The 14,577-nt window shown below is 61.7% G+C and carries 11 protein-coding genes; 9 read left to right on the top strand and 2 right to left on the bottom strand.

Annotated features, from left to right (window positions below; all coding sequences use genetic code 11):
• The first annotated feature begins 30 nt into the window (after nt 1–30).
• The 3 genes from ACODTO_RS02300 to ACODTO_RS02290 all read left to right on the top strand — a co-directional run bounded on the left by ACODTO_RS02300 (nt 31) and on the right by ACODTO_RS02290 (nt 6,385).
• A complete protein-coding gene (locus ACODTO_RS02300) occupies nt 31–705 on the top strand; it encodes a TetR/AcrR family transcriptional regulator (RefSeq protein WP_139642244.1) in 675 nt (224 codons plus the stop codon).
• 164 nt (nt 706–869) lie between these two features.
• Entirely contained in the window at nt 870–4,970 is a 4,101-nt protein-coding gene (locus ACODTO_RS02295; protein ID WP_489105909.1) for a CheR family methyltransferase, read from the top strand.
• Nucleotides 4,971–5,104: 134 nt separating this feature from the next.
• On the top strand, nt 5,105–6,385 hold the full coding sequence (locus tag ACODTO_RS02290; protein ID WP_489105908.1) for a chloride channel protein: 1,281 nt from the start codon (nt 5,105–5,107) through the stop codon (nt 6,383–6,385).
• A 54-nt stretch (nt 6,386–6,439) separates the two neighbouring features.
• Here the strand turns inward: ACODTO_RS02290 and glcC are convergent, their stop codons facing one another.
• Entirely contained in the window at nt 6,440–7,207 is a 768-nt protein-coding gene (gene glcC / locus ACODTO_RS02285) for a transcriptional regulator GlcC (protein ID WP_489105907.1), read from the bottom strand.
• 234 nt (nt 7,208–7,441) lie between these two features.
• On the opposite strand from glcC, the gene glcD reads away from it, so the two are divergent.
• Genes glcD through ACODTO_RS02265 form a run of 4 tightly spaced genes read left to right on the top strand, consistent with a single transcriptional unit; the run spans nt 7,442 to nt 11,638 of the window.
• On the top strand, nt 7,442–8,941 hold the full coding sequence (gene glcD, locus ACODTO_RS02280; RefSeq protein WP_175361516.1) for a glycolate oxidase subunit GlcD: 1,500 nt from the start codon (nt 7,442–7,444) through the stop codon (nt 8,939–8,941).
• A complete protein-coding gene (gene glcE / locus ACODTO_RS02275; RefSeq protein WP_489105906.1) occupies nt 8,941–10,002 on the top strand; it encodes a glycolate oxidase subunit GlcE in 1,062 nt (353 codons plus the stop codon). Before glcD ends, glcE begins: the two co-directional genes overlap by 1 nt.
• Before the next feature lie 3 nt (nt 10,003–10,005).
• The gene (glcF, locus tag ACODTO_RS02270) at nt 10,006–11,223 is read left to right on the top strand and encodes a glycolate oxidase subunit GlcF (protein WP_489105905.1); all 1,218 of its coding nucleotides are present in this window, start codon (nt 10,006–10,008) and stop codon (nt 11,221–11,223) included.
• Nucleotides 11,224–11,236: 13 nt separating this feature from the next.
• Complete coding sequence (locus ACODTO_RS02265; RefSeq protein ID WP_489105904.1) at nt 11,237–11,638, top strand: heme-binding protein; 402 nt, start codon at nt 11,237–11,239, stop codon at nt 11,636–11,638.
• A gap of 79 nt (nt 11,639–11,717) precedes the next feature.
• Here ACODTO_RS02265 and ACODTO_RS02260 read toward each other — a convergent pair whose 3' ends face one another.
• Nucleotides 11,718–12,482 (bottom strand): SDR family NAD(P)-dependent oxidoreductase, encoded by a 765-nt coding sequence (locus tag ACODTO_RS02260; protein WP_139642230.1) that lies wholly within the window; start codon nt 12,480–12,482, stop codon nt 11,718–11,720.
• 190 nt (nt 12,483–12,672) lie between these two features.
• On the opposite strand from ACODTO_RS02260, the gene ACODTO_RS02255 reads away from it, so the two are divergent.
• Together ACODTO_RS02255 and ACODTO_RS02250 are read left to right on the top strand one after the other, a co-directional pair.
• Nucleotides 12,673–13,578 carry a LysR family transcriptional regulator gene (locus tag ACODTO_RS02255; RefSeq protein ID WP_489105903.1) on the top strand — a complete coding sequence of 302 codons (906 nt, stop codon included), beginning with the start codon at nt 12,673–12,675 and terminating at the stop codon, nt 13,576–13,578.
• A 123-nt stretch (nt 13,579–13,701) separates the two neighbouring features.
• The gene (locus ACODTO_RS02250) at nt 13,702–14,571 is read left to right on the top strand and encodes a helix-turn-helix domain-containing protein (protein ID WP_489105923.1); all 870 of its coding nucleotides are present in this window, start codon (nt 13,702–13,704) and stop codon (nt 14,569–14,571) included.
• Nucleotides 14,572–14,577 lie beyond the last annotated feature (6 nt).

Raw genomic sequence — 14,577 nt, 5'->3', positions numbered from 1 at the left:
TCGCGTTTCCCCACGACGACCGAGCCGCCCATGACCCAGCGCCAGACCGCCCGTATTTCCTCACGCAAGCAGCCACAGCAGGCACGCTCCACCGAGCTGGTGGCGGCGATTCTAGAGGCCGCTGTTCAGGTTTTGGCCAAGGAAGGCGCCGCTCGCTTCACCACCGCTCGCGTCGCGGAAAAGGCCGGCGTGAGCATCGGCTCGCTGTACCAGTACTTTCCCAACAAGGTCGCGATCCTGTTCCGGCTGCAGAGCGATGAGTGGCAACAGACCACCCAGATGCTGTGCCGGATTCTGGAAAACCTGGAGGAACCGCCCCTGGATCGCCTGCGCAACCTGGTGCATGCGTTCATTCGTTCCGAGTGCGAAGAAGCGCCGATGCGTGGCGCGCTGAACGACGCCGCACCGCTCTATCGCGACGCACCGCAAGCCCACGAAGTGCGCGCGACAGGCAAGCGGATCTTCGCCAATTTCATGCTCGAGTTGCTCCCCGACGTCAGCGAGCCTACTCGTTCGGCGGCCTGCGATCTGATCCTGACCACGCTCAGTTCCGTGGGCAAGGATTTTTCAGGAAGCCCACGGACCGACGCGCAAATCGCGACGTACGCCGATGGCATGGCGGACATGTTCAGCGCGTATGTTGTTACGCTCGATCAGCAAAAGCCTCCTCGGCAATCGGAGTCCGATAGCGCCGTTTTCGGATAACCGTTCGCTCAACGCGAATCGCTTCCAAAGACCTGCTTACCACATAGCGTACAATGGCGTTCTGGTGCAGCATTCCACCGCTTCGCCAATATTCGCCTGCCCCAGGCAAAAGTCCGATGTGTGTGTGCGCGGCGTCAGGTCGTCGCTTTATCAAGAGAAGCCCCATGACAACGCCATCACCGTTGAGTAAAACCGCCTCCCACCTTGAATTTGGCGTCGTCGGAATTGGCGCGTCTGCGGGCGGTTTGCAGGCGATCAAGCTGTTTTTCGAGAACATGCCCCAGGAAACCGGCATGGCCTTCGTGATCGTCCTGCACCTGTCGCCTGACCATCAAAGCATTGCCGACCAGATCATTCAGCAATCGACCAACATGCCGGTTGTGCAGGTCACCCAGACTGTACCCATTGAAAAGAACCACGTTTATGTCATTTCGCCAGCCCAGCAACTGGCGATGAACGATGGCTATCTGAATATCAGTCCCGTCGCCTCTACCCTCGATCGCCACTCCGCCATTGACCTGTTCTTCCGCGACCTTGCCAATGTTCACCGTGAGCGGGCCTTTTGCGTAGTGTTGTCGGGCAGCGGCTCGGACGGTGCCGTGGGGCTGTCGCGCATCAAGGAACAGGGCGGCGTCACCCTGGCGCAATCGCCGGAAGACGCCGAGTTCGACGGCATGCCCCGCGCCGCCATCGAAACACGCATGGTCGACCTGGTCTTGCCGGTAGTGGACATGCCGCAGAAAATCCTCGAACTGTGGCGTAATTCCCAAGCGATCACCCTTCCCAGCGCCATTGATCCTGGACTGGAAAATCACGCCGAACAGGAAGCTGTCGCCGCCGAGCACTATCTACACGAGATCCTGGCCTACCTGCGCAGCAGCACCGGTCACGACTTCAAGCACTATAAACGCGCCACGGTGCTTCGTCGGATCGAACGACGGATGCAAGTCACCACCCAGCCCGACCTGGCGACCTACTCCCAGTACCTGCAAGGCAATCCAGAGGAGCCGAAGGCGCTGTTAGGGGACATGCTGATCGGCGTCACCAACTTTTTCCGCGATCGCGAGGCCTTCGAAGCGCTGGAGCGCGATGTGATACCGCAGCTGGTCGCCACCTTGACGCCGCCACGACCGGAACATGAAGAACTGCGTGTCTGGTCGGCGGGTTGCTCTACCGGGGAAGAGGTCTACAGCCTGGCGATGCTGCTCGACGACCAACTGCAGGTAAAGGGCAGCAAAGCCAAGCTGCAACTGTTTGCCACGGACATCGACGAGCGTGCAATCAGCCTCGGGCGGGCCGGTCGTTACCCCCAGGCCATCGTCACCGATGTGCCGCCGACCCGCCTGCGCCAGTATTTCGTGAAGGAAGACGATCACTATCGAATTCGCAAGGAGCTCCGTGAAAAAGTGCTGTTTGCCAAGCACAGCCTGCTGGCGGATCCGCCGTTTTCGCAGATCGACCTGATCGTCTGCCGCAACCTGCTGATCTACCTGGATCGGGAGGTACAACGCGAAATCCTGCAGATGTTCCATTTCGCGCTTCGCCCCGGCGGTTTCCTGTTTCTCGGCACCTCCGAGAGCGCCGATGCCTGCCATGAGCTGTTCAACCCGGTGGACAAGCGCAACCGGATCTTCCGGGCCAAGAGCACAAGCCCCAACAGCCGCCGCGTTCCCACCATGCCTCGGGGTGGCTACACCCGCAGCACCGGCCACTCGCTTCCCGAGCTGAAGAACCACGTGCAACCCAAGCTGTCGTTCGCCGACATCCACCGGCGCGCCATCGAACGCGCCGCGCCGCCGAGCATGATCGTCGACACCAACGCCGATATCCTGCACATGAGTGAAGGCGCCGGGCGCTACCTGCGGCACGTCGGCGGCGAGTTGTCGCGCAACTTGCTGACGTTGATCCTGCCGGAGCTGCGCCTGGAAATCCGCACCGCACTGTTCCAGGTGCAACAGAGTGGTCTGGCGGTCAAGTCGCGGGACGTATCGATCAAGTATGAAGACCGGCATCTGCGGATCGACATGATCGTCCAACCCTACAGGGACGAGCAGTCGGACAGCGACTACCTGCTGGTGATCTTCGAGGAAAGTGACATCGACTCGGCGGAAGCGGCCATGGCCCAGGTGCAGACCGAAAGCCAGGTCCTGTCCAATCTCGAACGCGAGCTGCAACGCACCAAGCTGCACCTGCAAGACACGATCGAGCAGTCGGAGGTCTCCAACGAGGAGCTGAAAGCGTCCAACGAGGAAATGCAGGCCATCAACGAAGAGCTGCGCTCGGCTACCGAAGAGCTGGAAACCAGCAAGGAAGAGTTGCAGTCGATCAACGAGGAACTGCTGACGGTCAATTTCGAGCTCAAGACCAAAGTTGAAGAAACCGACAAGGTCAACGACTACCTGACCAACCTCATCGCCTCGACCGACATCGCCACGGTGTTTGTCGACCGTAGCATGCGCATCCGCTGGTTCACGCCCCGGGCCACGGAGATTTTCAACATGCTGCCGGTGGACACCGGTCGTTCACTGCTCGACATCACCCATCGCCTGGACTACACCGACCTGGCCGACGATGCGGCGCAAGTATTCGAGTCACTGAACATGATCGAACGTGAAGTCAGCAGCATCAGTGACAAGCGTTGGTACATTGCCCGGTTGCTGCCGTATCGCTCCAGCGAAGACCATATTGACGGCACGGTGCTGACCTTCATCGACATCACCACCCGCCGCGCCGCCGAAGAGGAGTTGCGCCTGGGCGAAGAGCGCATGCGCCTGGTGGCGGAAAGTACCCATGACTACGCGATCATCATCCTCGACGAAGGCGGCGTGATCACCCACTGGAACAAGGGTGCCGAGCTGATATTCGGTTATACCAAAGCGGAGGCTGAGGGCGCCTCCTACGAGTTCATTTTCTCCGAAGAGGATCGTGCCAACGGTGCGCCGCAAGCTGAGCTGAAGACTGCCCGTACCCACGGTCGCGCCAAAGATGAACGCTGGCACCTGCGCAAGGGCGGCAGCCTTTTCTATTGCAGCGGCGAGGTCACGCTGCTCAGCGGCGATCACCTGCAAGGCTACGTGAAAATCGCCCGCGACCTGACCGGGCACCAGCAGGAACACGAAAAACAGAGCCAGGAACTGAAACAGTCCCGCAATACCATTTCCCTGAAGGACGAGTTCTTTGCGGTCATGTCCCATGAGCTCAAGCATCCGCTGAACCTCATCCAGCTCAATGCCGAAATGCTGCGTCGCTTGCCGATCACTCGTACATCCAGTCCGGCGGCCAAAGCCGTGAACACCATCTGCGATGCGGTCAACAGCCAGGCACGCATCATTGACGACCTGCTGGATGTCGCCCGCGTACGCACCGGAAAACTCAAGCTGCAACCATCGCGAATCGACTTGACCGATGTGCTTCGCGACATCTACACCGTGGTGATCAACGCACAACACCAGACCCAGATCGACCTGCAATTGCCAGATGAACCGCTGGTCGTTTATGCCGATCCGATCCGGGTGGACCAGATCATCTGGAACCTGGTCAATAACGCGCTGAAATTCACCCCATCCATGGGACACATTCAACTGATCGCCCGTCGTCAGGATCAAATGGCGCGGATCGACATCAAGGACAATGGCATCGGTATTGCCGTGGAAAACCTCGAACACGTCTTCGACATGTTCGGCCAGGCGGAAAAACAACACGTTCACCATCAGCGCGAAGGCCTGGGCATTGGCCTGTCCCTGGTACGACAGCTGACCGAGGCTCAGCATGGCACCGTCCAGGTGACGTCGGCAGGACTCGGCGCCGGATGCACCTTCAGCGTCTGCCTGCCCCTGGCCGCCCCGCAGAGCGAAACCGTCCCGGTCGCGGCGATCGAATCGGCGACCGGCAAGCTCGATGGTTTGAACATCCTGCTGGTGGATGACTCGCCGGAAGTGCTGGAAACCATGAAGATGCTGCTGGAAATGGAAGACGCCCAGGTCCTGGCCTTTGACCAGCCGCTGGAGGCGCTGAAGGCCGCGGAATCCCAACGTTTCGACCTGATCATTTCCGACCTGGGCATGCCGGTCATGAACGGCCATCAACTGATCAGCGCGCTGCGCCAGCTACCGCTGGCGAAAAACGTCCCGGCCATCGCCCTCACCGGTTACGGCACCCATAGTGATGTTCAGAAATCCCATGCGGCAGGGTTCGATCAACACCTCGGCAAGCCGGTGTCCTATGACGCCCTGATCGAAACCATCGAAACGTTGCGGCGCTCGTGAGCGGGATCCGGCTTCGCTCATCGGCATGAGTACTCATTTACGGTTAGGCTTAGCGCAGCTCCCGAACGTTTTCTCAACTGGGGTCCACCTGAGTGATCAGACCATTCATCTTGCTACGTCGTCGATTTGCTTCCATGCGCTGGCGCACCCGTGTCACGTTGTGGGTGGCCGCCACCCTCGCCGGCTTGCTCGTCGTCATGTTCGCTCGCCTGGCCGACCTGGCTCTGAATCAATTCGCGCTGCAAACCGCTGAACGCCCCTGGCTACCGTTTATCTATACGCCTCTGATCGGCATGCTGGTGGTCGGGCTGACCAACCGCTTCTTGCCCGGTTGCCAGGGCAGCGGTATTCCCCAGGTGATCGCCGCTACCCGCTTGGCGCGTCAGGGTAAGCCCGTCAGCCAATTGGTGTCGTTAAAGATCGCCTTCGCCAAAATCGGCCTGGGCACCCTGGCCTTGACAGGTGGTTTCTCGGCCGGACGGGAGGGGCCATCAGTGCAGGTGGCGGCTTCAGTCATGCACTTCTTCCATCGCTACTTGCCCAACGCACGCATCATACGCAGTGAAGATCTGATTCTTGCCGGGGGCGCTGCCGGGATCGCGGCTGCGTTCAATACCCCGCTGGCGGGCATCGCCTTTGCCGTGGAGGAGTTGGGACGGCGCCTGGAGACACGTACCAGCGGGGTTTTGCTCAGCACCATTATTCTGTCCGGGATGGTGGCCATTGCCTTGCAGGGAAACTACAACTATTTCGGCCATTTCGGCGTGCAAGACGCCAGCATGGATATCATCCTGCCAGCGCTGCTGATTGCCGTTGGTTGCGGCCTGCTGGGTGGACTCTTCAGCCGCATGTTGTTATGGCCCCAGCGTTATCGGCACTCCCCGATCTGGCAGTGGCGGCATCAGCATCCGGTATGGTTCGCCGGCATCTGCGGACTGATTGTGGCGGCGCTCGGCATGCTCAGTGGCGGCATGTCATTTGGCAGCGGGTATGGCGTTACCAACCACGTCATTGCATCTGACATCGGCCTGCCGTGGCATGCCGCCCTGACCCGCTTCATTGCCACGGTGGTGACCTACTTTTCTGGTATCCCCGGCGGGATTTTTGCTCCCTGCCTGGCAGTGGGCGCAGCGATCGGCGCCAACATCTCAGATCTGTTCAACCTTGGCGTACAACCGGTCATTGCCCTGTGCATGGTGGGTTTTCTTGCCGCCGTGACCCAGTCGCCCATTACCTCAGCCATCATCGTCATGGAGATGATCGACAGTCATGGAATGGTTATCAGCCTCATGGGCGTTGCCCTTGTCGCCAAAGCCGTCAGTTCCCGGATGGGGCCCGAACTGTATCAGCAAATGGCACGCGGTTTTGTGCAAACAGCGGAAAGTGCCTCCCCAGCGCAGAAGGCGGATCGGTGAAAACCCGCTCCGTCAGAATGAACAGGCGCAAGGACAAATGATCCAGGCGCCGCATCATGCCCACCCTTCAAGTCGCAACGTGGCACGCACCAGACGCAGCTCTTCGCTTTCGATTTCCTTGAGGTTGTCGCAGATGCTCTGGATATGCGCAACGGCGGCCTTGCGCGCCTGCTCGGGAAGGCGTCCGGTTACGGCGTTATAAAGCCGTGCATGCTGGCGATCGATTTGCCGCTTCTGCGGTGCGCGGTGATAGAGGTTGTTGACCGAGGCGAACACCGTGGTGAGCAGCAGGTCCGTCAGCGAGCGCAAGGTCTGCACCAGCACCGGGTTATGCGACGCCTCGCAGATTGCCAGGTGAAACGCATGATCGAGCCGGGCGTGTTCGGAGGGCTCCAATGCGCGGGTGTGGGCGTCCAGCAGCGCGTCGTAGCTGCGGGTGATCAGGACGAAATCGGCCTCCGTGCCGCGCAAGGCCGCCAACCGTGCGGACTCGCCTTCGAGCAGGCTGCGGACCTCGAACAGATCGTAAAGCGTGCGTGGCTGCGAGCTGAACAGGTGCATCAACGGTGACGCGGCGCTGTTGCCCGACAGGTCGGCGACGAACGAGCCCTTGCCCTGCTCCGTCTTGATGATCCCGCGAGCACGCAACAGCTTCAGCCCTTCACGCAGCGCCGTGCGTGAAACACCGAGCTTTTCCGTCAGCCGACGCTCTGACGGCAACAACTGCCCCGTCTTGAGCACACCGTCCACGATCAGACGCTCGATGCGTTCGCACACCACATCGGCCACTTGCAGATTACGACGGGGCTGGGTGTCGTCCATTGCGCCTCCAACTGGTATGACCAGCTTAGCCATGGTGTTCAAGCCGACTTGAAACTTATCACAACTTGTTGTTTTTAAATGGTTTATTAAAAACAACAAGAAAATAGCCGGTCAAAAACTGGTTCGACCACCTCAACAAGACATAGACAGTAGATCGCCTCGGACCAATGATGCAAGTCAGCTGCATGCGGAACCTGACCTCAAATAAAAACAACCGAGTGTCGCCGGCCGACTATGAACATTCTCTACGATGAACGCGTTGATGGTGCCCTGCCTGCCGTGGATAAAGCCACGCTGCTGCAGGCCTTGCAGGCGCGCTTGCCGGACCTTGAGATCCTGCACCAGCGCGAAGAACTCATGCCCTATGAATGCGACGGACTTTCCGCCTATCGCACCACGCCGCTGCTGGTGGTACTGCCCCGCCATCTCGACGAGGTTCGGGGCGTGCTGGCGCTGTGTCATGAACGGCAGGTGCCTGTCGTCACCCGGGGGGCCGGGACCGGTTTGTCCGGTGGTGCGCTGCCGTTGGAAAAAGGCGTTCTGCTGGTCATGGCGCGCTTCAACAACATTTTGCACATCGACCCGGCTGCCCGTACCGCACGGGTCCAGCCCGGGGTGCGCAACCTGGCGATTTCCCAGGCGGCCGCGCCGTTTGGCTTGTACTACGCGCCGGATCCCTCCTCTCAGATTGCCTGTTCCATCGGCGGCAACGTCGCGGAAAATGCCGGTGGCGTGCATTGCCTCAAGTACGGTCTGACCGTACACAACCTGCTCAAGGTCGACATTCTCACCGTCGAGGGCGAACACCTGACCCTGGGCAGCGATGCGCTCGATTCGCCGGGCCTGGACCTGCTGGCGTTGTTCACTGGCTCCGAAGGCATGCTCGGGGTCATCACCGAAGTCACGGTCAAGCTGCTTCCCAAGCCGCAGACCGCGAAGGTGTTGCTGGCGGCGTTCGACTCGGTCGAAAAAGCCGGTCGCGCAGTGGGTGACATCATCGCCGCGGGCATCATTCCCGGTGGACTGGAAATGATGGACAACCTGGCCATCCGCGCCGCCGAAGACTTCATTCACGCCGGTTACCCGGTGGAGGCCGAAGCCATTCTGTTGTGCGAACTCGATGGCGTCGAAGCCGACGTCCATGATGATTGCGCCCGTGTGCGTCAGGTGCTGGAGCAGGCCGGCGCCACCGAAGTGCGCCAGGCCCGCGACGAGGCAGAACGCGTGCGTTTCTGGGCAGGGCGCAAGAATGCGTTTCCTGCCGTGGGCCGCCTTTCGCCGGATTATTACTGCATGGACGGGACCATCCCGCGTCGGGAGCTGCCCGGCGTATTGCACGCCATCGCCGCCTTGTCGGCCGAGTACGGCCTGCGGGTCGCCAACGTGTTTCATGCCGGCGACGGCAACATGCACCCGTTGATCCTGTTCGATGCCAACCAACCGGGCGAGCTCGATCGCGCCGAGGCCCTGGGGGGCAAGATCCTCGAACTGTGCGTAAAAGTCGGCGGCAGCATCACCGGCGAACACGGGGTGGGCCGCGAGAAAATCAACCAGATGTGCGCGCAATTCAACAGCGACGAATTGACCGTATTCCACGCCGTCAAAGCCGCCTTCGATCCGAGCGGCCTGCTCAACCCCGGCAAGAATATTCCGACGTTGCACCGCTGCGCCGAATTTGGCGCCATGCATGTGCACCTGGGGCAGTTGCCCTTCCCTGAGCTGGAGCGTTTCTGATGTACAGCACACACGATAGGGACGCCAGCGACGCGTTGCTGGAACAGGTCAACCAGGCGCTGAAGAACGCCACGCCGCTGTGGATCCACGGTGGCAACAGCAAAGCCTTCCTGGGGCGTTCGGTCACTGGGGAGCGCCTCGACACCCGGGTCCACCGGGGCATCGTCAGCTATGACCCGACGGAACTGGTGGTGACCGTGCGTTGCGGTACGCCCCTACTGGAACTGTCCGAGGTGCTGAGCGCCTCGCAGCAAATGCTGCCCTGCGAACCACCCTCCTTCGGCGACGCCACGGTGGGCGGCATGATTGCCAGTGGACTCTCCGGCCCACGCCGCCCGTGGGCGGGTTCGGTGCGGGACTTCGTCCTCGGCACGCGGGTCATCACCGGCCAGGGCAAGCATCTGCGCTTCGGTGGCGAAGTCATGAAGAACGTCGCCGGTTACGACCTGTCGCGCCTGATGGCCGGCAGCTTCGGCACCCTTGGGGTGATCACCGACGTGTCGCTCAAAGTCCTGCCCAAACCTCGGCAAGCCTTGAGCATCAGCCTGGAAATGGACAGCGATCGCGCCTTGCTGCGCCTGGCGGAATGGGGCCAGCAGCCGCTGCCGATCAGCGCCGCCTGCCACGATGGCCAACGCCTGCACCTGCGGCTCGAAGGCGGCGAAGGCTCGGTGGCGGCGGCCCATGACCGACTGGGCGGCGAGGTGTTGGACGCGTCGTATTGGGATGATCTGAACGAACATCGCTTGAGCTTCTTCGATGAAAATCTACCGCTGTGGCGCCTGTCCGTGCCACACAACACAGCGTGGCTGCCCTTGCCTGGCAGGCAACTGATCGACTGGGGCGGTGCCCAGCGCTGGCTCAAGTCCGGTGCCGAAGCCGCGTTCATTCGTCAGATCGTCGAAGGCGTTGGCGGTCATGTGACCTGTTACGACCACGGGTTGATCGAGAGTCCATTCCAACCGCTGCCTGACGCGCTGATGCGCTACCACCGGAACCTGAAGCAACGGCTCGACCCACAGGGAATCTTCAACCCCGGTCGCCTCTACGCGGAGCTTTGAACCATGCAGACCACCTTGAGCGAAGAGGCCCGCCAACTGCCCCGCGCCGAAGAGGCCGAAAGCACCCTGCGCACCTGCGTGCATTGCGGCTTCTGCAATGCCACTTGCCCGACCTATCAGTTGCTCGGCGATGAACTGGATGGCCCCCGAGGGCGTATCTACCTGATCAAGCAAGTACTCGAAGGCAACCCGGTCACGGCGAAGACCCAGCAGCACCTGGATCGTTGCCTGTCGTGCCGCAACTGCGAAACCACCTGCCCCTCCGGGGTCGACTACCACAACCTGCTGGACATTGGCCGCGCCGTAGTCGATGCGGCGGTCGAACGGCCTCTCGGCCAGCGCCTGTTGCGCGAGGGGTTGCGAGCGGTCGTGCCCAATCCCGGCGTGTTCAAGGGACTGGTCAGCGGCGGCCGGGTGTTTCGGCCATGGCTGCCCGACACCCTGCGCGGCAAGTTACCTCGGCATGTCCCTGCCGCCAAACCGCGACCGGTGACCCGCCATGTCCGACAGGTGCTCATGCTCGAAGGCTGCGTACAACCGAGCCTGTCGCCCAATACCAACGCGGCCGCCGCCCGGGTCCTGGATCGGTTGGGGATCAGTGTGACACCCGTTGCCGAAGCCGGCTGTTGCGGCGCCGTGGACTATCATCTGGACGCCCAGGCCGCGGGCCTGGATCGTGCGCGCCGCAACATCGATGCGTGGTGGCCGAACATCGAGAACGGTGCCGAGGCCATCGTGCAAACCGCCAGCGGTTGTGGCGCGTTCATCAAGGATTACGGGCACTTGCTCGGCAGCGACCCAATTTATGCCGAAAAGGCGAAAAAGGTCAGCGCCCTGGCCAAGGACCTGGTTGAAGTACTGCGCGAAGAGCCACTGGAAAAACTGAGCATCCACGGCGACCAGCGCCTGGCCTTCCACTGCCCCTGCACCTTGCAGCACGCGCAGAAACTGGGCGGCGCCGTTGAAGCGGTGCTGACGAAGCTGGGCTTCAACCTCACGCCGGTGCCCGACAGCCACTTGTGTTGCGGCTCGGCGGGCACCTATTCGATCACCCAGCCCGAACTGTCCCGGCAACTGCGTGACAACAAACTCAACGCCCTGGAAAGCGGGCGCCCCGACGTGATTGTCACCGCCAATATCGGCTGTCAGACCCATCTCGACGGCGCGGGACGGACCCCGGTCCGGCACTGGATCGAGTGGGTCGAAGCCGCGCTGCCTTAAACCTGGAGCTCCCATGAAAAGCAAAGCCGTACTCGGCCAGAACGAAGTCAGCCGGATTCTCTCGGCCGCCCGCGATGAAGCGAACAGCAACCAGTGGGCCGTCGCCATCGTGATTGTCGATGATGGCGGTCACCCGCTGGCCCTGGAGCGCCTCGATGGCTGCGCGCCCGTCGGTGCCTACATCGCCACCGAAAAAGCCCGCACCTCGGCCCTCGGCCGGCGCGAATCCAAAGGTTATGAAGAGATGGTCAACGGTGGACGCCAGGCCTTTTTGTCCGCGCCGCTGTTGACGTCCCTGGAGGGTGGCGTCCCGATCATTGTCGACGGTCAGGTGATCGGCGCGGTGGGCGTGTCCGGGGTCAAGGCCGAGCAGGACGCCCAAGTCGCCAGAGCCGGCGCGCAATGCCTGAACTGAAGTGGACGGTAGCGTTCAAGCAAAAGCCCGATGCACTGCATCGGGCTTTTGCTTCACCGCAACGGTACCACCAGATTGATCAACCGGCAGTGACGGTCATGCCGCCGTCGGCCATGACCACCGAACCGACGATAAAGCTGGCGCGGTCCGAAGCGAGAAAAGCCACGACTTCGGCGATTTCCTCCGGTTGCGCGGCGCGACCGATGGGGGCGGCTTCTCCATGCTGGGCCAGGAAAGCCGGACCGTCATCGACCACATCGTTGAGGATGTTGGTCACCACATCGCCGACGCCGACGGCATTGACGCGAATGCCATGCCCGATCACTTCGAGCGCCAGTGTCCGGGTCAGTTGGGCCAACGCACCTTTCGATGCCGTGTAGGCGGCAATGGTCGGGAAGGCAAAATAGGAGGCATAGGATGCGATGTTGACGATGGCTCCGGCCTTGTTGGGCATCATGGCCTTGACCGCTTCGCGACAATGCAGGAAGGCCGCGGTGGCATTGACCGCCTGAATGCGCTCCCAGTCTTCGCGGGTCATGTCGATCACCAGTTTGTTGATGATGATCCCGGCGTTGTTGACCAGGATGTCCAGCCGGCCGAATTGCTCCACGGCCAATCCCACCGCGCGCTCGGCGGCGCCGTCCTCGGTGATGTCGGCCACCAGTGGCACCAGCCCGGGGCGCGCAAGTTCTTCGACGGCGGGGTTGCGGTCTTCGGCGACGACCTTGGCGCCACGGGCATGCAGCAGCAATGCGATCGCCTTGCCGATGCCACTGGCTGCGCCGGTGACCAGCGCGACTTTGCCTTCGACTTCGTTGGGTAGAGCGTGCTTGATAACAGTCATGATGTTCTCCTGCGTTGCGAGCCGAGGAGACATTCGCCGGCTCGGCGCCCCTGGGGCGCGGTCGTTATCGACGGCTTCACTGTCTCGCAACGGGGAACGCCGGGCTTTCGCAGGTTTGCCGAGGCTGTCGGGGTTTTGCGCTTGTGCGAAAAATCCGGATAACATCCATGAAACGTTCGAGCGATTAGCAATGATTTCAGACCCAGGCACGCCCACCCTCGACCAGCTCCGTGTATTCCTGACCGTGGTCGATGTCGGCAGCTTCGCCGGCGCGGCGCGCAAACTGCATCGGGCCACTTCCGTGGTGAGCTACTCGATCGCCAACCTGGAAATGCAGCTCGGCGTCAGCCTGTTCGACCGCAAGACCACCCGCAAACCCCAACTGACCGATGCCGGGCGCACCGTGCTGGCCGAAGCACGCACCATCTACAACGGCATCGACGGCCTGCGGGCCAAGGTTCGCGGGCTGCTGCACGGCCTTGAAGCCGAAGTGCACCTGGTACTCGACGTGATGCTGCCCAGTGAGCGGATGGTCGACGCGCTCAAGGCGTTTCGCGAACAGTTCCCGACCGTGTCGCTGCACTTGCATATCGAGGCCCTGGGCGGCGTGACACAACGTGTGTTCGACCGTATGGCCACACTGGGCGTAAGTGGCCCGTTGACCAATAGCCTCGACGGCATCGAGCGTATCGGTGTGGGCAAGGTGGCCTTGATACCGGTTGCTGCGCCCGATCACCCATTGGCACAACCGGGGCCACATGCGCCGGGTACCGGGCGCTCCCATGTGCAGTTGGTCCTCACTGACCGTTCCCGTCTTACCGAAGATCAAGAGTTCGCGGTGATCGGCACCCGTACCTGGCGATTGGCGGATCTGGGCGCCAAGCACATGTTGCTTCGCGAAGGCATCGGCTGGGGCAACATGCCCATCGACCGGGTGCGCGACGACCTGGCCAGCGGCCGACTGGTGCATCTCGAATTGCCCGACTGCGCCGGCGGCGATTATGCCTTTGACGCCATCTACCGGACGGACATGCCACCCGGGCCCGCGACGCGCTGGTTGATCGAGCGCTTCAAGGCACAGGTAACCGACTTCTGAATAGTGGATAAGGCCAGACCTTGCGTTCACCCGCGAACAGTTCTGTACAAGGAGCCTCCTGTGCACCCGTCTGAATATGATGACCTGGCAGCCGGCGATACCCAACGCATCATGGCCGAAACCATGCCCCGCCACCTGCCGGGAACACCCCAGGCATTGCCATCACACCCGCACCTGCAGGATGTGGTCGTCCAGTTGTTCAGCCATCACAGCGTGATCGAGCCCATACGGGTACCCGCCGTCGTGGAACCGTTGCTGGTATTGGTCCTGGCAGGCAAGGCCAGGGTCGAGGAGCGCGCCCTCGACGGCGCATGGGCAGCCACCACCGTGGAGGCCGGCGACTTTTTCCTCACCCATACCCACGAACCCTATGAAATGCGTTGGCAAACCCTGGAGGGCGACACCTTCGAGGTGATGCACTTGTATCTCGACCTGTCGCTGATCGACCAGGCTGCCCGCGATCTTTTGGGCGAGCACTGCGCGTCCGTGAGTTTTCTGGACATCTCCGGCGCCCGGGATGAGCGGGTGCACTTCATTCTCGATCAGCTGCGCATCGAACTCATCGAAGAACGCCAGCCCAGCCCGCTGTTCGTTCACAGTCTGGCCCAGGCGCTGGCCGTGCACTTGCTCCGTCGCTACCCCGCTCCACACGGCAGCCAGAGACGCGGCAGCGCATTGCAAGCGTACAAGTTGCGCCGTGTGCTGACGGCAATGAATCAGGGCCTGGCCGACGAGTTCAATCTGGCGCAACTGGCCCGGATCGCCGAATTGAGCGAGTACCACTTCAGCCGGGTATTCAAGCGCGCGACCGGATTGTCGCCCTCGCAGTACTTCATCCGCCTGCGGATGAGTCGCGCCCGGCACCTGTTGCTGGAAACCGACCGCAGTATCATCGACATCGGACTGGAGGTCGGTTATTCCAGCCCAAGCCATTTCTCCCAGGTGTTTCGTCGCGAGGTGGGCGTCACGCCCAGCGCTTACCGCCAGACGTGAGATGCC

Source organism: Pseudomonas sp. FG13, assembly GCF_057809755.1.
This window is presented reverse-complemented; position numbering and strand designations above follow the sequence as displayed.

Excerpts from the sequence above, each read along its gene's own strand:
- ACODTO_RS02300 (WP_139642244.1), top strand. The coding sequence starts at position 31 with ATGACCCAGCGCCAGACCGCCCGTATTTCCTCACGCAAGCAGCCACAG.
- ACODTO_RS02295 (WP_489105909.1), top strand. The coding sequence starts at position 870 with ATGACAACGCCATCACCGTTGAGTAAAACCGCCTCCCACCTTGAATTT.
- ACODTO_RS02290 (WP_489105908.1), top strand. The coding sequence starts at position 5,105 with ATGCGCTGGCGCACCCGTGTCACGTTGTGGGTGGCCGCCACCCTCGCC.
- glcC (WP_489105907.1), bottom strand. The coding sequence starts at position 7,207 with ATGGACGACACCCAGCCCCGTCGTAATCTGCAAGTGGCCGATGTGGTG.
- glcD (WP_175361516.1), top strand. The coding sequence starts at position 7,442 with ATGAACATTCTCTACGATGAACGCGTTGATGGTGCCCTGCCTGCCGTG.
- glcE (WP_489105906.1), top strand. The coding sequence starts at position 8,941 with ATGTACAGCACACACGATAGGGACGCCAGCGACGCGTTGCTGGAACAG.
- glcF (WP_489105905.1), top strand. The coding sequence starts at position 10,006 with ATGCAGACCACCTTGAGCGAAGAGGCCCGCCAACTGCCCCGCGCCGAA.
- ACODTO_RS02265 (WP_489105904.1), top strand. The coding sequence starts at position 11,237 with ATGAAAAGCAAAGCCGTACTCGGCCAGAACGAAGTCAGCCGGATTCTC.
- ACODTO_RS02260 (WP_139642230.1), bottom strand. The coding sequence starts at position 12,482 with ATGACTGTTATCAAGCACGCTCTACCCAACGAAGTCGAAGGCAAAGTC.
- ACODTO_RS02255 (WP_489105903.1), top strand. The coding sequence starts at position 12,673 with ATGATTTCAGACCCAGGCACGCCCACCCTCGACCAGCTCCGTGTATTC.
- ACODTO_RS02250 (WP_489105923.1), top strand. The coding sequence starts at position 13,702 with ATGCCCCGCCACCTGCCGGGAACACCCCAGGCATTGCCATCACACCCG.